A 17,007-nucleotide genomic window follows, 5' to 3' on the forward strand; every position below is an offset into this window, starting at 1 on the left:
GATCTCCCCGAACGGACCGCGATGATTGGTGACAACGCCCGGCGCGCCGGTTCCGGCTGCGCGCGGCAGCAGCGGCAGCACGCTTTCGCCGAAGCGATAGGCCTCCTCCAGGTGAGGGTAGCCCGAGAGCACGAAGGTATCGACGCCCACCGCCATGTATTCCTTGAGCCGCTCGGCCACGGTCTCCGGATCGCCCACGAGGGCGGTTCCGGCGCCGCCGCGCACGAGGCCGACGCCGGCCCAGAGGTTGGGCGCCACCTCCAGCCTGTCGCGCCGGCCGCCATGTAGTGCGCTCATGCGGCGCTGGCCTTCGGAATCCATGCGCGAGAACACCTTCTGCGCCTCGGCGATGGTGGTGTCGTCCACGTAGCGGATCAGGTCGTCCGCCGCCGCCCACGCCTGCGCCGCCGTATCGCGGACGATGACATGGAGGCGCACGCCGAACGTCACCTCGCGTCCGAGCGCGGCAGCGCGGGCGCGGATGTCCCGGATCTTCTCCGCGACCTGCGCCGGGGGCTCGCCCCAGGTGAGATATTTCTGCACCTGCCGCGCCGCCACGTCATGGGCCGGAGCGGAGGAGCCGCCGAAGAACAAGGGCGGGTGCGGCTGCTGGACCGGCGGATAAAGCAGCTTGCCGCCCTCTACCCTGAAGTGCTTGCCCTCGAAGTTCACGTCCTCGCCCTTGAGAAGGCGGGTGTAGATGTCGAGGAACTCGGCGGTGATCTCGTAACGCTCCGCATGGTCGGCGAAGAAGCCGTCGCCCTTGTTCTCCACCGGATCGCCGCCGGTGACGACATTGATCAGGGCGCGACCGCCGGAGATGCGATCAAGCGTCGCCGTCATGCGCGCGGCCACCGCCGGGGAGAGCAGACCGGGGCGCACCGCCACCAGAAAGCGCAGGCGTTCGGTGAGGCCCGCAAGGGCCGAAGCCACGATCCAGCTGTCCTCGCAGCTGCGGCCGGTCGGAATGAGCACGCCGAAATAGCCGAGCTGGTCCGCCGCCTGGGCGATCTGCCGGAGATAGCCGAGGCTCACCTCGCGCGCCTTGTGCGACGTGCCGAGATAGTGGCCGTCCCCATGGGTGGGCAGGAACCACAGCACGTTGGCTTCGGTCGCGGCAGGCAGGGTCGGATCGGCGACAGGAGAGGACGGGGCGAGGGTCATGGACAGGCTCCGGATGGGGCCGGGAGCGTCGGGGCCACGCCCTCCGGCATTAATTCAATAAACTTTATAGAATTTATTGACCAGCTTTGATCTGCCTGTCTATTCTTTTCTCCGATCCACCCCCTCCGGTTTCCTCCGGAGGCGCGCTGGACCGTGTCGCCCCGAGGGGCTGAAACGCGGGCATGACCCTTGTTCTCCCGCACGTTCGAAGAAGGCAGATCGATGAACGCGCACGTCTCCGCCGCCCTGAGCCAGCCGGCCCAAATCGCTCCCGCCCCCGCTCCCGAGCTTTCCGCCGCCTCGCTCGCCTTTCGCAGTGCCATGCGCAAGCTGGCCGGCGCCGTGAGCGTGCTCACGGTGGGCCAGGGCGACGAGCGCACTGGCCTCACCGCGACATCGGTCACCTCCCTTTCGGTGGAGCCGCCGACGCTCCTGATCTGCGTGAACCGCGCCACCTCCTCGGTCGTGGCGCTGCTGAAGGAGCGTGCCTTCGCCATCAACGTGCTGCGGCCGCATCACGAGCCGGTGGCGGACCGCTTCGCCGGCAAGGGCGGTCTCAAGGGGCCGGCCCGCTATGATGGCGCCGACTGGACCCGCCTCTCCACCGGCGCGCCCGTGCTCGCCGACGCGCTCGCCGCCTTCGACTGCGAGCTGGAAGACGCCATCGAGCGGCACTCGCATCTCATCGTCATCGGCCGGGTGGTCGCCTCCCGCATCACCGAGAGCGCCGAGCCCCTCCTCTACTGGGCCGGCAGCTATCGCGGCCTCTCCCTCTGATCCCCATTCAAAGGACCTCCGACATGAGCACGGGCATCACGCGCCGACACTTCGCCGTCCTCGCCTCCGGCCTCGCGGGGGCGCTTGCCCTCGGCGCAGCTCCTGCGCGCGCGCAGGAGAAGGTGGTGCGCATCGGCTACCAGAAGTACGGCACCCTCATCCTGCTGAAGAACAAGGGCCTGCTGGAGCCCCTGCTGAAGCCGCTCGGCTACTCCGTGAAATGGGCCGAGTTCCCCGCCGGTCCGCAGTTGCTGGAAGCGCTCAATGCCGGCGCGGTGGACTTCGGCAACACCGGCGAGGCGCCGCCCATCTTCGCCCAGGCGGCCGGCGCGCCGCTCGTCTATGTAGGCTACGAGCCCGCCGCCCCGCAGGGCGAGGCCATCCTCGTGCCCAAGAACAGCCCGCTCAAGACCGTCTCCGACCTCAAGGGCAAGACGGTGGCGCTGAACAAGGGGTCCAACGTCCACTATCTCTTGGTGAAGGCGCTGGAGAAGGCGGGCGTGCCCTATTCCGACATCAAGACCGCCTATCTCACCCCCGCCGACGCCCGCGCCGCCTTCGAGCGCGGCTCGGTGGATGCCTGGGCCATCTGGGACCCCTTCCAGGCGGCGGCGGAGAAGACCATCGACGCGCGCCAGCTCGCCGACGGCACCGGCATCGTCTCCAACTACCAGTTCTATCTCTCCACCCGCGCCTTCGCGGACCAGGCGCCGCAGGTGGTGGACGTGCTGCTCAAGGGCGTCGCCGAGGTCGGCGCATGGGTGAAGGCAAACCCGAAGGCGGCCGCCGCGGAGTTCTCGCCGCTCATCGGCATTCCCGCCCCCATCCTGGAGGTCGCCCTCGCCCGCCAGCAGTATGACGTGAAGCCCATCACCCCCGAGGTGGCGGCGGCACAGCAGCAGGTGGCGGACGCCTTCCTCGCCCTCGGCCTCATCCCCAAGCCCATCCGCATCGCCGACGCCCTACGCGCGCCGAAGTCGTGACCGGGACGCGAGGAGCCATCCATGAGCCCGCCCGCCCACAGTGAGGCCGCCGTTCTTCCGGCGGCTTCCGCATCCCTCGCCGCGGAACCCGCGGAAATCCGCCGCCTCGCCGGCGCCCGTGCCGCCGCGCTGGGCCGCGCGCTCCTGCCATGGGCGCTTCCCCTCGGGGTGCTGGCCCTGTGGCAGGCGGGGGCGAGCCTTGGCCTTCTCTCCTCGCGCGTGCTTCCGGCGCCGAGCGACGTGGCGGTCGCCTTCTGGCGGACGCTGGGCGACGGCTCACTCCTGACCAACGTCGCCGTCTCCACCCGGCGCGCCTTGATCGGCCTCGCCATCGGCGGCTCCATCGGCTTTGCGCTGGGGGTGCTGAACGGCATCGTGCGGCCGGCCGAGACCGCGTTCGATTCCACCATGCAGATGCTGCGCAACGTGCCGCACCTCGCCATCATCCCGCTGGTGATCCTGTGGTTCGGCATCGATGAGGAGGCGAAGATCTTCCTCGTCGCCATCGGCGTCGCCTTCCCCATCTATCTCAACACCTTCCACGGCATCCGCACGGTGGACCGCGGGCTGGTAGAGATGGCGCGGGTCTATGGCCTGTCCAGCACCGCATTGTTCTGGCGCATCGTGCTGCCCGGGGCGCTGCCCTCGGTGCTTGTGGGACTGCGCTATGCGCTCGGCATCATGTGGCTGACGCTGATCGTGGCCGAGACCATCTCCTCCACCGAGGGCATCGGCTACATGACCATGAACGCCCGCGAATTCCTGCAGACCGACGTGGTGGTGCTCGGCGTGCTCGCCTACGCCCTCCTCGGCAAGCTCGCCGACAGCTTTACCCGCGCCATCGAGCGGCGGGCGCTGGCGTGGCATCCCGCCTATCAGAACGGTTCGGAAGGAGCGGCCTGATGGAAATCTTCGCCGCCGCAGACGCCGACGTCGCCGCGAAGGTGCGTGCGGACGAAATCCGCGCCACTTTCGCCCCGCCCGAACCGCGCGCGAACGCCCCGCGCTGGAAGGGCGAGTCGATCCACCTGTCCGCCGTCACCAAAAGCTTCGGCGCCCGGCCCGTGCTGCGGCGGCTGGATCTGGACGTTCCGGCCGGGCAGTTCCTCGCCGTGGTCGGCCGCTCCGGTGGTGGCAAGACGACGCTCATGCGCCTGATCTGCGGGCTCGACCTCGCCACCTCCGGCACCGTGCGGGTGGGGGAAAGCCCCGTCACCGGCCTGATGCCGCAGGTGCGCCTGCTGTTCCAGGATGCGCGCCTCGCGCCGTGGCAGAGGGTGCTCGCCAATGTGGGCATCGCGCGCGGCCCACATTGGCGCGAAGAGGCCCATGCGGCGCTGCGCGACGTGGGCCTCGCCGATCGTGGCCGGGACTGGCCGTCCGTCCTGTCCGGCGGGCAGAAGCAGCGCGTGTCGCTGGCCCGCGCCCTGGTCTCGCGCCCCGGCGTGCTGCTGCTGGACGAACCCTTCGGCGCCCTTGATGCCTTGACCCGCACCGAGATGCACCGCCTCACCGAGCGCATCTGGACCGAGCACGGCTTCACTGTGGTGCTCATCACCCACGATGTGGCCGAAGCGGTGGCGCTGGCGGATCGGGTGGTGGTGCTGCGGCAAGGCGAGATCGCCCTCGACGTGCCGGTGGACCTGCCCCGCCCGCGCAGCGGCATCGCCTCCACCGAGGCGCTCGACCTCCAGCGGCGCATTCTCGCCGCCGTCTGAACGTCCCCCGGCAAACAGAAAGGGCGCCCGGTGATGAGCCGGGCGCCCTTTTCTTTAGCGTTACAACCTCAGCGCTGGAGACCCCAGGCGCGCACCGTGCGCTGCTCCACGAGGCGGAACAGCACCTCAACCAGAAGGCCAATCAGGATCACCGTGACGAGGCCGGCGAACACCCGGTCGGTCAGCAGTTCATTGCGGTTGCGATAGATGAACCAGCCGAGGCCGCCCGAGCGGGAGGAGACGCCGAATACCAGCTCGGCCGCGATCAGCGTGCGCCACGCAAACGCCCACGCGATCTTCAGGCCCGACAGCAGCGAGGGGAGCGCCGCCGGAACGAGGATGAGCGCCACATAGGCCGGCCCCTTCAGCCCGTAGTTGCGGCCGACGAGGCGCTGCGTCTCCGGCACCTGCTCAAAGCCGGTCAGCGCCGCCAGCGCGAACGGCCAGAGCACCGCATGCACCATCACCAGCAGCAGGCTCGCCTCGCCGAGCCCGAGCCACATCATGGCGAGGGGCAGGAGGGCGATGGCCGGCAGCGGGTTGAACATGGCGGTCAGGGTCAGCAGCACCTCCTTCACGAAGGGCACCGCGATGGCCACCGAGACGAACACCAGCGCGAGGGCCAGCGCCAGCACATAGCCCTTCACCAGCACCGTGAGCGAGGCGACCGAGGCGGGGAACAGATCCTCATGGCGCAGCGCCTCCACCAACGCCGAGATGGTGTCGGTGAAGGTGGGAAAGAGCAGCGGACTGTTCTGCCATGTCGCCGCCACCTGCCACAGCACGGCGAGGCCGGCGAGCACCACCAGCCGGCGCACCAAGGTGAAGCGCCACAGCCCGGCGGGCGAGAAGATCCGGCGCGTGGCGGCGCCCGGCGCGCCGGACAGGGAAACGTCAGTCATGGCGGGCTCCATCGGCGAAGAGAAGGTCGCTCACGTCCCGCACCACGCCCTCGAAGGCCGGCGAGCCCCGCTCGGCAAGGCCGAGGCCGGAGGTGTCGAAGCTGGCGATGGTGCGGCCGGGATGGGCGGCCAGCAGATGCAGCCGCGTGCCGATGAGCACCGCCTCGTCGATGGCGTGGGTGACGAACACGAGCGTGAAGCCCTGTTCCTCCGCAAGCCGCAACAGATCTTCCTGAAGCGTGCGCCGGGTGAGCGCATCGAGCGCCGCGAAAGGCTCGTCCATCAGCAGCACGTCCGGCTCGGCGGCGAGCGCCCGGGCGATGGCGGCACGCTGCTTCATGCCGCCGGAAAGGGTGTGCGGATAAGCATCGAACGCGCGCGCGAGGCCCACCTTGGCGAGGGCCGCCCGCGCCCGCTCGCGGGCTTCCTTCAGTGGCACCTTGCGGGCGACGCGCAGCGGGAAGGCCACGTTGTCCGTGATGCTCTTCCACGGCAGCAGCTGGTCGAATTCCTGGAACACCACGAGGCGATCCGGCCCCGGCCCGGTCACCGCCTTGCCGCGCAGGCTCACCGTGCCGGCGGCGGGCTTCAGGAATCCAGCCAGCGCCTTGAGGATGGAGGACTTGCCGCAGCCCGAGGGGCCGAGCAGCACAAGACGCTCACGCGCGTGGACAGTGAAGCTCACATCCTCCACCGCCCGGTGGCGGCCGGCCTGCCCGACATAGTCGAGCGTCAGGCCACACGCCTCCAGCACGGGCGGCGCGGTGTGGACGACGGGAGGCACGGCGGCGGAAACGGGGGCGTGAATGGTCATCGCTTCCCCCTCAGCTGCCCGACGCGGAGTGCAGGTCCTCGAAGGTGAAGTCCTTGAAGCTCGTCGGCTTCGCCTTGATGGCCCCGATGCGGTTCATGAAATCCGCGAACTTCAGCGTGCCCAGGGGAACGAGCGTGTATTGCGTGTCCGGATCGCTCAGCACCTCGGCGACGAAGGCGGGATCGAGCTTGGATTTCTCGACCTTCACATAGATGTCCGCCGCCTCTTTCTTGTTCTGCTCCACCCATTTGGTCGCTTCCTCGAAGGCTTCGAGGAAGGCCTTGTAGGTCTTCGGATTCTCCTGCCGGAACTTGACGGTGGCATAGGCCACGGTGGGCGTCACCGGGCCGCCGAAGATGTCGTAGGAGGAGAACACCTTGTGGATCTTCGGGTCCTTCAGCGCGTGGTTCTGAAACGGCGCATTGGAGAGATAGCCTGTTATCTCGGTGGAGCCGGAGAGGAGGGCCGCCGTGGCGTCCGGATGGGGCAGCGTCACCATCAGCGCGTCGAGTTTCTTCGCATTGCCCGGCCCGAAGGTCTGCTCGGCGGCGAGCTGAAGGATGCGCGCCTGAACCGACACGCCGGCCACCGGCATGGCGATCTTGTCCTTCTCCGTGAAGTCCTTGATGGTTTTCACGTTGGGATTGTTGGTGAGCAGATAGTTGGGCTGCGCCCCGAAGGCGCCGACGATCTTCACCGCGTTGGAGGAGCCGCGCGTCTTGTCCCACAGAGTGAGGAAGGGGCCGATGCCGGCGGAGGCGATGTCGATATTGCCGGCGAGCAGCGCATCGTTCACCGCAGAGCCGCCAGAAAGCTGGATCCACTCCACCTTGATGTCGATGCCCAGCGCCTTGCCGTGCTGCTCGACGAGGCCCTTCTCCTTCATCACGTGGAAGGGCGTGTAGAGGGTGCCGAACTGCTGGGCGATCCGCAGCACGCCCTCCGCCTGGGCGGGCGCGGCAGCCAGCGCCGGCGCAAGGGCGAGAGCGGCGGCAAGACCGAGGACGGTGCGACGGGTTTTCATCTCGAAGACCTCTCGAATGCTCAGGAAACGGCGGCGAGGCGCCGCTCTGCGCTGTGGGAGCCCACGGCGAATTCGTTGACGATGTTGTCGGAAACCTTGCGGCGGCGGCCGTCGATGCCGAGTTCGGGGAACAGCAGCTCCGCCACCCGGTAGGCCTCTTCCAGATGCGGGTATCCCGAGCCGATGAAGGTCTCGATGCCGATCTCCTGATACTCGCGGATGCGGGCGGCGACGCTTTTGGGATCGCCCACCAGCGCGGTGCCGGCACCGCGACGCACGAGGCCGATGCCGGCCCACAGGTTCGGCGCGATCTCCAGCTTGTTGCGGTCGCCCGGCTGGAGCGCCGCCATGCGCGCCTGGCCGACGGAATCCATCTCCACCTTGAAGCGCTTCTGCGCGTTCTCGATCTGCGCGTCGGAGACGCGGGAGATGAGCCTGTCGGCGGCGGCCCAGGCCTCTGCCTCGGTCTCGCGCACGATGAAGTGGATGCGCAGGCCGAATTTCAACTTGCGCCCGCGCTTCGCGGCACGGGCCTGAACGTCGGCGAGCTTGTCCTTCAGGATGTGGGGCGGCTCGCCCCAGGAGAGATAAGTGGTGACATGCTCGGCCGCGACCTCGTGGCCGGCCTCGGAAGAGCCTCCGAACCACAGAGGCGGGTGCGGCTTCTGCACCACCGGGAAATCGAGCCGTCCGTGGGCGACGCGATAATACTTGCCCTCGAAATCCACCGTCCTGCCGGCCACGAGATCCCGCCAGATCGTCAGGAACTCGTCCGCCTGAGCATAGCGTTCGTCATGCTCCAGAAAGATGCCGTCGGCGCCGAGTTCGGCGGGATGGCCGCCGACCACCACGTTCAACAGCAGCCGGCCGTCGCTGAGCCGATCGAGCGCCGCCGCCTGCCGCGCGGCGAAGGCCGGCGAGGTGACGCCCGGACGCAGCGCCACGAGGAATTTCAGGCGCTCGGTGGCGGTGGCGAGACCCGCGGCGGTGATCCAGCTATCCTCGCAACTCTGGCCGGTGGGCAGCAACACGCCCTTGAAGCCCAGCCGGTCCACCGCCTGCGCGACCTCGCGGAAATAGGCGAATTCCGGCGGCCGCTGCTGCGTCTCCGAGCCGAGATAGGAGCCGTCTCCATGGGTCGGGATGAACCAGAACAGGTCCGGAGGGGCGGCGGGAGACTGGGACGCGCTCATGGGGAACTCCGTTATTCCCCATCAAGGAAGCGGGCTTTAAAATATAAAGTCAATAGAATTTGTTTTAATTCATTCATCGATCATTCGATGTGATTTGGACGGTCGAAACACCGCCGCGTGGCAGGCCACCATCACGACGCGGAAAGCCACGCGAGCGAAAGCCATGCGCACACGCCGATCCTCAAGGTTCCGCTCCAGCTCTCTTGACCAACACACGGTACAACTTTAGGGAATGACCATACGCCAAGGCATCCTAAGGACCGTCTTGGCCACGGTGCGCACGGCCCCCGGCAAGGAGGGCGCGGCTCGCCGAACCCGGCCCCAGTGTCGTAACCAATGCGCGAGGTTGGACGACCGGAACGGATCGGCAGTCTGATGGCACACCCTTCCTGGGATGAAAGTCACAGTCGGCGCGTGCGCGCGATGACGCTGCTCGAAGCCTTCCTGCTGATGGGCTTCGGCTGCCTCTGGTTCGTTGCCCTGATGGCGATCGACCGGCCGCTTCTGGCCGGAATCAATCTCGCCATGGCCGCCTTCGGGGCATGCCTGCTGGTCCTGTTGCGACGGGGGCGGCTGCGTCTCGCGACGATCCTCGCCGCCCACTTGGCCCTTCTGGCGGTCGCCGCGTCATGCCTGTTCGATAATCCTCCAGCCGGCCTGCCGAAGGCCACGCTCCTGTATTTCCTGCCCATCGCCACCGGCAGCTATTTCGTGTTCCAGCGCGACAACCTCTATCTGCGGCTTGTCCTTCCGGCCTTCTACCTCCTGGCCTTTGTCGCCTTCAGCCTCCTGCCGTTGGCGATCAGCGACCCAGCTCTCATCGTCCCGGCCGAGGCGGCGCTCGTGGCGGCGTGGGTGAATACCGTGTCGGCCCTCGCGGCCCTGGTCTTCACCCTCGGATTGATGCACGCCGATCTCTCCGACCGTCGCGGCTGGGAACACGACCTGCGCCGGGCCATCGCGGGAGCCGAGTTCCGCCTCGCCTACCAGCCGCAGGTGGATCACAGTGGCCGTTTGGTGGGCGCGGAGGCGCTCGTTCGCTGGCACAGTCCCCAGCGCGGCGACGTTCCGCCCAGCCAGTTCATTCCGCTGGCGGAGGAAACCGGCCAGATCGTTCCCATCGGGGACTGGGTGTTGCGCGCCGCCTGCGCGCAACTCGCCCAGTGGAACGCGCAGCCCGGCACCGCGCATCTGACGCTGTCGGTCAACATCAGCGTCGCCCAGTTCCTCCAGCCCGACTTCGTCCGCAACGTCACCGACATCGTGACGCGGAGCGGCTGCGACGTGTCGCGGCTGAAGCTGGAGCTGACGGAGAGCATGCTGGCCGAGAACATGCCCGACATGGCCGCCCGGATGCAGGCCCTGTGCGACATCGGCCTCGTCTGGGCGCTGGATGATTTGGGCGCGGGCTACTCGTCGCTTCAGGCCCTCAGCCGGTTTCCCTTCGCCCAGATCAAGCTCGATCAGTCGTTCGTGCGCGGCCTGCCGGCCGACGAATCCAGCCTCCACATCGTGGAGGCCATGATTTCCCTCGCCGATACGCTCTCGCTCGTGTCCGTCGCCGAAGGCGTCGAGACGCAGGAGCAGTTCAGATGCCTGGTGGAGGCCGGGTGTCAGGTGTTCCAGGGCTATCTGTTCGGCCGCCCCATGGACATCGACCGCTTCGACGCGCTCATCGCATCCGCACCGGACGCGCCCGCCGGGAGCGCGGATGGTGGCGACGCGCCCCACAAGCGGTAGGCGCGGGCCGACGTACCGGGGTGCATTTGCCCGCGATCCTGCCTAAATGGGTGCCGTTGAGCCTTCGCTGCAAGGAGCCGCGCGCCGCCCCATGATCCGTTTCCTGCTCCGCTTCACCGGATTCTGGCTGCTTGCCGGCGGCTTCGTCGCGCTCATCGTGGATGGCACGCGCTCCATTGCGGCCTCCGGCCTCGTCTTCACCTCAGCCGGAGATGCCTGGTTCGCCTTGGCGCCGGGCAGCCTGGAGCGGGCGGAGACCTCGGCCAAGGCCGGGATGCCGGCGGTGTGGAACACGGTTCTGCTCCCGCTCCTCTCCATGCCGGCCTTCGCGCTTCTCCTGCTGATCGGGCTGATCCTGATGGGCCTCGGCCGGGTGCGCGAGCGCTCGCGCTTCGAGATCGGCTGATCTGCCAACCCCTCCCCTCGCGCAAGCACGGCCGCATCCCCATATTGGGGATCCAGCGGGGTTTTTCCCCCTGCCCCATCCAACACCATGCCGTGACCGCAGGGTCCGATGCCCTCCGGTTGCGAGACGAGGAGCCCGCCATGTTCTGGCAGAAGAAGTCCCTCGACCTGCCCACCGCCGCCGAGGCCCTGCCCGGCCGCGCCGCTGCCATCCCCACCGCCGAAGTTCATTACGTCAACGGCCACGCCTTGCAGGGGCCCTATCCGAAGGGCTTCGAGACCGCCGTGTTCGCCCTCGGCTGCTTCTGGGGCGCCGAGCGCAAGTTCTGGCAGCAGGACGGCGTGTGGGCGACGGCGGTCGGCTATGTCGCCGGCCATACGCCGAACCCGACCTATGAGGAGGTCTGCTCCGGCCGCACCGGCCATACCGAGGCTGTGCTGGTGGTCTATGATCCGGCCGTGGTGTCCTACGCCGAACTGGTCAAGCTGTTCTTCGAGAGCCACGACCCCACACAGGGGATGCGGCAGGGCAATGACGTCGGAACGCAGTACCGTTCGGGGATCTATGTCGCCGGGCCGGAGCAGCGCGCCGAGGCGGAGGCGGTGAAGGCGGCCTACGAGCCGGCGCTGAAGGCGCGGGGCTTCCCCGCCATCACCACGGAGATTGTCGATCTCGGACCGTTCTATTTCGCCGAGGGCTATCACCAGCAGTATCTGGCGAAGAACCCCAACGGCTATTGCGGGCTCGGTGGCACCGGCGTCTCCTGCCCCATCGGCACCGGCGTCGCCGCGCAGTAGGGCAAACGCGAAGCTGCGCTGACGCCCCTGACCTTGACGGGGTCTGGCGGCGCTGATGCGCCGGGTATCGACGGTTTTGGCGGCGCTGATGCGCCGCCTTGCCAAATCGACACGCGGCGGGCTTGAGTGGGCGCCTCTCATCTGGTCCCCATCATGCCCGCTGCTCCTTCCCGTACCCTCCTCGCGCGCGGCCACGCCCTGCACCTTGGGCCGCGCACCCTCATCATGGGCATCCTCAATGTGACGCCCGATTCCTTCTCGGACGGCGGCCGCAGCGCTGCGCCCGACGACGCTCTGGCCAATGCCCGGCGTCTCGTCGCCGAAGGAGCTGAAATCCTCGACGTGGGCGGCGAATCGACGCGGCCGGGCCATACTCCGGTTGCGGCGGAGGACGAGTGGGCGCGCATCGCCCCCGTCATTCCCGCCCTTGTGGCGGAGATGGGTGTGCCGGTCTCGGTGGACACCTACAAGGCCGAGGTGGCCCGCCGCGCGCTGGAAGCCGGAGCCAGCATCGTCAACGACGTGTGGGGCTTCACCCACGATCCCGACATGGCCAAAGTGGTGGCCGATTACGATGCCGCGGCGGTCGTGATGCACAATCGCGCCGAGGTAGATGAATCCCTCGATATCGTTTCCGAGATGCTGGGCTTCTTCGAGCGGGTGCTGGAAATCGCCGACCGCGCCGGCGTGAAGCGGGAAAAGCTCGTGCTCGACCCCGGCATCGGCTTCGGCAAGAGCTTCCCGCAGAACCTCGCCGCCATCCGCCGCCTGCCGGAGCTGCGTGTGCTGGGCCTGCCGATCCTCCTCGGCACCTCGCGCAAGTCCCTGATCGGCAAAGTGATCCAGACGACGCCGCAGGAGCGGGTGCCCGGCACCATCGCCTCCAACGTCATCGCCATCATGGATGGGGTGGAGATCATCCGGGTCCACGACGTGGCGGCCCATGTGCAGGCGGCCCGTGTCGCCGAGGCGATCCGGGACGCATCATGACCGTTGCCTATCTCTGCCTTGGCTCCAACGTCGGCGATCGCGCGCAGACCATGGCGCAGGCGCTGGCCACCCTGTGCCGCGCCGGCCTCACCCTGCGCCGCAGCTCCTCCTATTACGAGACACCGCCCTGGGGGCCAGTGCCACAGGGGCCCTATCTGAACCAGGTGGTGGAGGTGGACAGCCCCATCGGGCCGAAAAGCCTTCTAGCGCTGGGCCTTGAAGTCGAGCGCATGCTGGGGCGTGACCGGCCCAACGAGGTACGCTTCGGCCCGCGCCGCATCGATATCGATATTCTGCTGTTCGGGGATGAGACCGTGCGGGAGGAGGATCTCGAAATCCCCCATCCCCGCCTCATGGAACGGGCCTTCGCGCTCGTGCCGCTCACCGAGATCGCGCCCGACATCGTGGTCGGCGGCGTGCGCACATCGGAGGCGCTGGCAAAGCTGGACCAGAGCGGCATCACGCGTCACGAAGACAGCGCGTCCCATACATGAAAATGCCCCGCGCCGAGAGACGCGGGGCCGGGGCGCGAGGCCCGTCCTTGCAGGAGCGTTCGGCTCACATGGTCCGGATGTTGGTGGACCAGGTATCGACCTGGCGCTTCACCTCGTCCTTCGCATAGCCGTAGCGTTCCTGCAGCTTGCCTTCGAGAACCTCGCGGTTCCCGTTGATCTCGGTGAGGTCGTCGTCGGTGAGCTTGCCCCACTGGGCCTTCAGATTGCCCGTGAACTGCTTCCAGTTGCCTTCAACACGATCCCAATTCATCGGCTCGTCCTCCGTAGCAGTGGAAATATGCGACAACAACGTTCACGCTCGGCCGAGAGTTCCGCTAAGTTTTGCGTAATAGGGGAAGATCGATGAGCGCCGCGGTGTACGACGACGAGAAGCTGGCCGCAGGCGTCGCGAGGGGAGAGAGGGCCGCGCTGGCGCGGGCCATCACACTTGTGGAATCCCGTCGCGCGGACCACCGCCGCCGCGCCCAGGCCCTCCTCCAGTCGCTGCTGCCGAAGACCGGCAACGCTTATCGCATTGGCATCACCGGCGTGCCGGGGGTCGGCAAATCCACCACCATCGACGCGCTCGGCACCTATCTGACAGGGCTGGGCCACAGGGTGGCGGTGCTGGCGGTGGACCCCTCCTCCACCCGCACCGGCGGCTCCATCCTCGGCGACAAGACGCGCATGGCCCGCCTTTCGGTGGACCCCGCCGCCTTCATCCGCCCCTCCCCGTCCGGCGGCACGCTGGGCGGCATCGCGGCCAAGACGCGCGAGACCATGCTTTTGTGCGAGGCCGCCGGCTTCGACGTGGTGCTGGTGGAAACGGTGGGCGTCGGCCAGTCGGAAACGGCGGTGGCCGATCTCACCGACACGTTTCTCGTGCTCATGCTGCCCGGCGCGGGCGACGAGCTGCAGGGCATCAAGAAGGGCGTGCTGGAACTCGCCGACATCGTGGCCGTGAACAAGGCCGATGGCGACAACATTCCCCGCGCCCGGGCGGCGGCCGGCGAATATCGCGCCGCGCTGCACCTCCTCGGGGCGCGGGAGGCGCACTGGTCGCCGCCGGTGCTCACCTATTCCGCGCTGACCGGGGACGGGATTCCAGGCGTTTGGGAGCAGGTCGTCCTGCACCGGCAGAAATGCGAGGCGGCCGGCACCTTCGCCGCCACCCGCCGCGCCCAGCAGGTGCGCTGGATGTGGACGCTGCTGAACGAGCGCCTGGCCGAGAAGGTCGCCCACGATCCCGGCGTAAAGGCCCGGCTGCCGGCGCTGGAGCGGGAGGTCGCCGAGGGTGCCCTCTCCCCGGCCCTCGCCGCGGCCGAAATCGCCGGGCTGATCGGGCTGTAAGGCCGTGAACAGGCCGATGCGCATCCTCATCTGCGCCTTCGGCCCGTTTCCGGGCGTGGCGGTGAACCCCTCGCAGCAGCTCGCGTCGGACCTCCTGCGCCTGCGCCGCCCTGCCCTCTGCGGTATCCAGATCGCGCTGGAAATCCTGCCCACCCGCTGGGACGCGCTGGCGCGGCTCGATGCGCGCCTCGCGGCGTTCGATCCGGACGCGGTGCTGCTCCTCGGCGTTGCAGCCCGACGGAGCCGCGTCTCCATCGAGATGCGGGCGGTCAACGCCACGCGCGCCGCGCCCGATGCCGCCCGGCGGCATCCCCCGGCGCGCCATCTCGCGGCTGACGGACCGCCCCTCCTCCGCGCCTGCGTCCCGGCCGGGCCGTTGGCGAATGCCCTACGCCGGACCGGCATCCCTGCTGCCCCCTCGCAGGATGCCGGGCGATATCTGTGCAACGCCAGCTATTTCCACGCCCTCGCCTGGGCTGGGCGGCAGAGCGGGCGCCCGCGGCCGGTGCTGTTCGTTCACCTGCCGCGGCACGAGGGCCGGCCAGCCGGCGTCTCGCGGGCACGGATGGGGCGCGGCCTGTCGCAGATTGTCCTCGCCCTCGCCGCCCAGGCCCGGCGCCCCTCCGCCGCCGTCCGCTCTGACGCCTTTAAGTCGATGGAATAGCTACAGCTTTCGCCTTCGGGCATGAACCGCTATAGGCTCGCCCATCCCCGCGTACCGAAAGCCGGCCCGTGACGATCTATCTGCCCATCGCCGAGCTGCCCGTCGCCATCTTCTCGATCCTCGCGATGGGCCTCGCGGTAGGCTTCATCTCCGGCATGTTCGGGGTGGGCGGCGGCTTCCTGATGACGCCCCTGCTCATCTTCACCGGCGTTCCCCCGGCGGTGGCCGTGGCCAGCGTCTCGCCCTACATGGCGGCCTCGTCCCTCTCTGGAGCCCTGTCCTACTGGCGCAAGGGCATGGTGGATACGACGCTGGCCGGGGTGCTGCTCTCCGGCGGCCTCGTGGGCACCCTGTCGGGCGTTCTGCTCTTCCTCTGGCTGCGCTCCATCGGGCAGGTGGACCTCGCCATCCGCCTTTCCTACATGCTGCTGCTGGGCGCCATCGGATCCCTGATGCTGGTGGAGAGCGTGCGCGCCATCCTGCGGGAACGATCCGGTGCGCCGCGGCCGGTGCGCCGCCCCGGCACACGCCCCCTGTTCATGCGCCTGCCCTTCAAGATGCGCTTCCGTCGCTCGCGCATCTACATCTCGGCCCTGCCGGTGATCGCCATCGGCTATGTCATCGGCCTGCTCGGCGCGGTGCTGGGCGTCGGCGGCGGCTTCATCCTGGTGCCCGCGCTGATCTACCTGCTGCGGGTCCCCACCCAGACTTCGGTGGGCACCTCGCTGGTGCTGACGCTCGTCACCATGGCGGCCGCAACCGTGCTGCACGCGGTCGCCAACGGCACGGTGGATGCCGTGCTGGCGCTGGTGATGATGATCGGCGGCACCGTCGGCGCCCAGTTCGGAGCCCGCACCGGACAGACGCTGAAGGCGGAGAACCTGCGGCTGCTGCTCGGACTTCTGGTGCTGTCGGTGGCGGTGCGGGTGGGCGCCGAACTGGTGACCGCGCCGGCCGATACCTTCGCCGTCACCGTGGTGGAGACGATCCGATGAGCCCCGTCCGCCGCCGCTCCGGAGCGGGACGGGCATGGCTCGCCCGGTTCGCGATCCTCTCCCTGGCGTTGATTGCTGGCGTGATCACCTCGCCGGCGCGTGCGGACCGGCTGGTGCTGTCGGTGTCGCAGCAGATGGTGAGCATCTCCTCCAGCTTCTCCGGTGCCGAGCTCGTCGTGTTCGGCGTTGCCGAGACCACCGATGGCGCCCCGCTTGACGATGCGCCCGACGTGGTCGTCACGGTGCGCGGGCCGGCTGAGGATTTCACCACCTGGCGCAAGGCCCAGGTGCTCGGCCTGTGGGTGAACACCGACAGCCGCACCTTCATCGGCGTGCCGGCCTTTCTCACTGTGCTGTCAAACCGTCCAACGGACGAAATGGCAAGCCTCACGATCCTGCGCCGGGAACAGATCGGCCTCTCCCGCAACATCTTCGTCCAGCGGGTCGGCAGCGACTTCGCCGACGTGGTGCCCACCGATCCGTTCCGGGCCGCCTTCCTCCGCCTGCAATCGGCGCAGGGGCTTTATGAGGAAAACCCGAAGGGCGTCACCTTCCTCGCGCCCCGCGTGTTTCGCGCCGAGGTCCGCATCCCCGGTGCAGCGCCCATCGGTCAGTACCAGATCGAGGTCAAGCTGCTGCGAAACGGGCTGATTTCCGCGACGGAACAGGCCCATTTCGACGTGCGGAAGATCGGCTTCGAGCAACGTGTAGCAGAGTTCGCCCTCAACGATGCGCTGCTATATGGACTGGCCGTGGCCCTAGGCAGTCTGGTTGTCGGCTTCATCGCCAACATATTGTTCCGCAAGGAATGAGCTGTGAAGAGCGGCCGTCGGATGTGATTTGGTATGCAACCGGAACGAAGATCAACAGACGGATGCGAGTACCAGCCCCGAAATTTAGAGCTGTTCGAACATTTTTTCCTTGAACCTGCTTTGATCCCCGTCCACACAGGGGCAGGGATAGTCATAATAATATAATACCTTCCGAAGGGCATTT

At 68.0% G+C, this 17,007-nt stretch carries 19 protein-coding genes (1 of these 19 running past the window's edge); 13 read left to right on the plus strand and 6 right to left on the minus strand.

What is annotated here, in order from left to right; translation table 11 throughout:
* Positions 1-1,164, minus strand: partial view of an FMNH2-dependent alkanesulfonate monooxygenase gene (ssuD, locus tag A37E_RS0105720; protein WP_051678816.1) — the 5' portion only. 48 nt of this gene lie to the left of the window's left edge; the window shows 1,164 of its 1,212 coding nt (coding positions 1-1,164); its start codon is at positions 1,162-1,164; its stop codon lies off the left edge, out of view.
* A gap of 222 nt (positions 1,165-1,386) precedes the next feature.
* On the opposite strand from ssuD (A37E_RS0105720), the gene A37E_RS0105725 reads away from it, so the two are divergent.
* The 4 genes from A37E_RS0105725 to A37E_RS0105740 are packed head-to-tail and all read left to right on the plus strand — an operon-like array spanning position 1,387 to position 4,642.
* Positions 1,387-1,941, plus strand: coding sequence for a flavin reductase family protein (locus tag A37E_RS0105725; RefSeq protein WP_029555730.1), 555 nt, complete (start codon positions 1,387-1,389; stop codon positions 1,939-1,941).
* Positions 1,942-1,964: 23 nt separating this feature from the next.
* Positions 1,965-2,924 (plus strand): sulfonate ABC transporter substrate-binding protein, encoded by a 960-nt coding sequence (locus A37E_RS0105730; RefSeq protein ID WP_029555731.1) that lies wholly within the window; start codon positions 1,965-1,967, stop codon positions 2,922-2,924.
* Positions 2,925-2,945: 21 nt separating this feature from the next.
* The gene (gene ssuC / locus A37E_RS0105735; protein WP_081837470.1) at positions 2,946-3,827 is read left to right on the plus strand and encodes an aliphatic sulfonate ABC transporter permease SsuC; all 882 of its coding nucleotides are present in this window, start codon (positions 2,946-2,948) and stop codon (positions 3,825-3,827) included.
* The gene (locus A37E_RS0105740; RefSeq protein WP_029555733.1) at positions 3,827-4,642 is read left to right on the plus strand and encodes an ATP-binding cassette domain-containing protein; all 816 of its coding nucleotides are present in this window, start codon (positions 3,827-3,829) and stop codon (positions 4,640-4,642) included. Before ssuC ends, A37E_RS0105740 begins: the two co-directional genes overlap by 1 nt.
* 68 nt (positions 4,643-4,710) lie before the next feature.
* Here the strand turns inward: A37E_RS0105740 and A37E_RS0105745 are convergent, their stop codons facing one another.
* Genes A37E_RS0105745 through ssuD (A37E_RS0105760) form a run of 4 tightly spaced genes read right to left on the minus strand, consistent with a single transcriptional unit; the run spans position 4,711 to position 8,575 of the window.
* Complete coding sequence (locus A37E_RS0105745; protein ID WP_029555734.1) at positions 4,711-5,544, minus strand: ABC transporter permease; 834 nt, start codon at positions 5,542-5,544, stop codon at positions 4,711-4,713.
* A complete protein-coding gene (locus A37E_RS0105750) occupies positions 5,537-6,358 on the minus strand; it encodes an ATP-binding cassette domain-containing protein (protein WP_029555735.1) in 822 nt (273 codons plus the stop codon). The genes A37E_RS0105745 and A37E_RS0105750 overlap by 8 nt, the downstream gene beginning before the upstream one ends.
* 10 nt (positions 6,359-6,368) lie before the next feature.
* Positions 6,369-7,382, minus strand: a complete 1,014-nt coding sequence (locus A37E_RS0105755) for an ABC transporter substrate-binding protein (RefSeq protein ID WP_029555736.1) — start codon at positions 7,380-7,382, stop codon at positions 6,369-6,371.
* A gap of 20 nt (positions 7,383-7,402) precedes the next feature.
* Positions 7,403-8,575, minus strand: a complete 1,173-nt coding sequence (gene ssuD, locus A37E_RS0105760) for an FMNH2-dependent alkanesulfonate monooxygenase (RefSeq protein ID WP_029555737.1) — start codon at positions 8,573-8,575, stop codon at positions 7,403-7,405.
* Between the two features lie 423 nt (positions 8,576-8,998).
* Here ssuD (A37E_RS0105760) and A37E_RS0105765 point away from each other — a divergent pair, with 423 nt between their 5' ends.
* From A37E_RS0105765 to folK, 5 genes are all read left to right on the plus strand, one after another.
* Positions 8,999-10,315 carry an EAL domain-containing protein gene (locus tag A37E_RS0105765; RefSeq protein ID WP_051678817.1) on the plus strand — a complete coding sequence of 439 codons (1,317 nt, stop codon included), beginning with the start codon at positions 8,999-9,001 and terminating at the stop codon, positions 10,313-10,315.
* A 91-nt stretch (positions 10,316-10,406) separates the two neighbouring features.
* Positions 10,407-10,721, plus strand: coding sequence for a hypothetical protein (locus tag A37E_RS0105770; protein WP_024280838.1), 315 nt, complete (start codon positions 10,407-10,409; stop codon positions 10,719-10,721).
* Between the two features lie 140 nt (positions 10,722-10,861).
* A complete protein-coding gene (gene msrA / locus A37E_RS0105775; protein ID WP_029555739.1) occupies positions 10,862-11,518 on the plus strand; it encodes a peptide-methionine (S)-S-oxide reductase MsrA in 657 nt (218 codons plus the stop codon).
* A 153-nt stretch (positions 11,519-11,671) separates the two neighbouring features.
* Positions 11,672-12,508 carry a dihydropteroate synthase gene (gene folP, locus A37E_RS0105780; protein WP_029555740.1) on the plus strand — a complete coding sequence of 279 codons (837 nt, stop codon included), beginning with the start codon at positions 11,672-11,674 and terminating at the stop codon, positions 12,506-12,508.
* Positions 12,505-13,002 (plus strand): 2-amino-4-hydroxy-6-hydroxymethyldihydropteridine diphosphokinase, encoded by a 498-nt coding sequence (folK, locus tag A37E_RS0105785; RefSeq protein ID WP_029555741.1) that lies wholly within the window; start codon positions 12,505-12,507, stop codon positions 13,000-13,002. The genes folP and folK overlap by 4 nt, the downstream gene beginning before the upstream one ends.
* A gap of 64 nt (positions 13,003-13,066) precedes the next feature.
* Here folK and A37E_RS0105790 read toward each other — a convergent pair whose 3' ends face one another.
* Positions 13,067-13,273, minus strand: a complete 207-nt coding sequence (locus A37E_RS0105790; protein WP_029555742.1) for a CsbD family protein — start codon at positions 13,271-13,273, stop codon at positions 13,067-13,069.
* A gap of 92 nt (positions 13,274-13,365) precedes the next feature.
* On the opposite strand from A37E_RS0105790, the gene meaB reads away from it, so the two are divergent.
* The 4 genes from meaB (at position 13,366) to A37E_RS0105810 (ending at position 16,823) form a co-directional block, all read left to right on the plus strand.
* Complete coding sequence (gene meaB / locus A37E_RS0105795; protein ID WP_029555743.1) at positions 13,366-14,352, plus strand: methylmalonyl Co-A mutase-associated GTPase MeaB; 987 nt, start codon at positions 13,366-13,368, stop codon at positions 14,350-14,352.
* A gap of 16 nt (positions 14,353-14,368) precedes the next feature.
* On the plus strand, positions 14,369-15,016 hold the full coding sequence (locus A37E_RS25165; RefSeq protein ID WP_038192675.1) for a hypothetical protein: 648 nt from the start codon (positions 14,369-14,371) through the stop codon (positions 15,014-15,016).
* 68 nt (positions 15,017-15,084) lie between these two features.
* Positions 15,085-16,011: a sulfite exporter TauE/SafE family protein gene (locus A37E_RS0105805; RefSeq protein ID WP_029555745.1), complete on the plus strand. Its 927-nt coding sequence runs from the start codon at positions 15,085-15,087 to the stop codon at positions 16,009-16,011.
* Positions 16,008-16,823 (plus strand): TIGR02186 family protein, encoded by an 816-nt coding sequence (locus A37E_RS0105810; RefSeq protein ID WP_038192678.1) that lies wholly within the window; start codon positions 16,008-16,010, stop codon positions 16,821-16,823. The genes A37E_RS0105805 and A37E_RS0105810 overlap by 4 nt, the downstream gene beginning before the upstream one ends.
* Positions 16,824-17,007: the final 184 nt, after the last annotated feature.

The organism is Xanthobacter sp. 91, assembly GCF_000702385.1.
GTDB lineage: Bacteria > Pseudomonadota > Alphaproteobacteria > Rhizobiales > Xanthobacteraceae > Xanthobacter > Xanthobacter aminoxidans.

Bases quoted from the DNA above. Each gene is read 5' to 3' on its own strand.
- A37E_RS0105755 (WP_029555736.1), bottom strand. From the start codon at position 7,382: ATGAAAACCCGTCGCACCGTCCTCGGTCTTGCCGCCGCTCTCGCCCTT.
- msrA (WP_029555739.1), top strand. From the start codon at position 10,862: ATGTTCTGGCAGAAGAAGTCCCTCGACCTGCCCACCGCCGCCGAGGCC.
- A37E_RS0105745 (WP_029555734.1), bottom strand. From the start codon at position 5,544: ATGACTGACGTTTCCCTGTCCGGCGCGCCGGGCGCCGCCACGCGCCGG.
- A37E_RS0105770 (WP_024280838.1), top strand. From the start codon at position 10,407: ATGATCCGTTTCCTGCTCCGCTTCACCGGATTCTGGCTGCTTGCCGGC.
- ssuC (WP_081837470.1), top strand. From the start codon at position 2,946: ATGAGCCCGCCCGCCCACAGTGAGGCCGCCGTTCTTCCGGCGGCTTCC.
- folP (WP_029555740.1), top strand. From the start codon at position 11,672: ATGCCCGCTGCTCCTTCCCGTACCCTCCTCGCGCGCGGCCACGCCCTG.
- A37E_RS0105730 (WP_029555731.1), top strand. From the start codon at position 1,965: ATGAGCACGGGCATCACGCGCCGACACTTCGCCGTCCTCGCCTCCGGC.
- folK (WP_029555741.1), top strand. From the start codon at position 12,505: ATGACCGTTGCCTATCTCTGCCTTGGCTCCAACGTCGGCGATCGCGCG.
- A37E_RS0105765 (WP_051678817.1), top strand. From the start codon at position 8,999: ATGACGCTGCTCGAAGCCTTCCTGCTGATGGGCTTCGGCTGCCTCTGG.
- A37E_RS0105790 (WP_029555742.1), bottom strand. From the start codon at position 13,273: ATGAATTGGGATCGTGTTGAAGGCAACTGGAAGCAGTTCACGGGCAAT.
- ssuD (WP_029555737.1), bottom strand. From the start codon at position 8,575: ATGAGCGCGTCCCAGTCTCCCGCCGCCCCTCCGGACCTGTTCTGGTTC.
- A37E_RS0105810 (WP_038192678.1), top strand. From the start codon at position 16,008: ATGAGCCCCGTCCGCCGCCGCTCCGGAGCGGGACGGGCATGGCTCGCC.
- meaB (WP_029555743.1), top strand. From the start codon at position 13,366: ATGAGCGCCGCGGTGTACGACGACGAGAAGCTGGCCGCAGGCGTCGCG.
- A37E_RS25165 (WP_038192675.1), top strand. From the start codon at position 14,369: ATGCGCATCCTCATCTGCGCCTTCGGCCCGTTTCCGGGCGTGGCGGTG.
- A37E_RS0105750 (WP_029555735.1), bottom strand. From the start codon at position 6,358: ATGACCATTCACGCCCCCGTTTCCGCCGCCGTGCCTCCCGTCGTCCAC.
- A37E_RS0105740 (WP_029555733.1), top strand. From the start codon at position 3,827: ATGGAAATCTTCGCCGCCGCAGACGCCGACGTCGCCGCGAAGGTGCGT.
- A37E_RS0105725 (WP_029555730.1), top strand. From the start codon at position 1,387: ATGAACGCGCACGTCTCCGCCGCCCTGAGCCAGCCGGCCCAAATCGCT.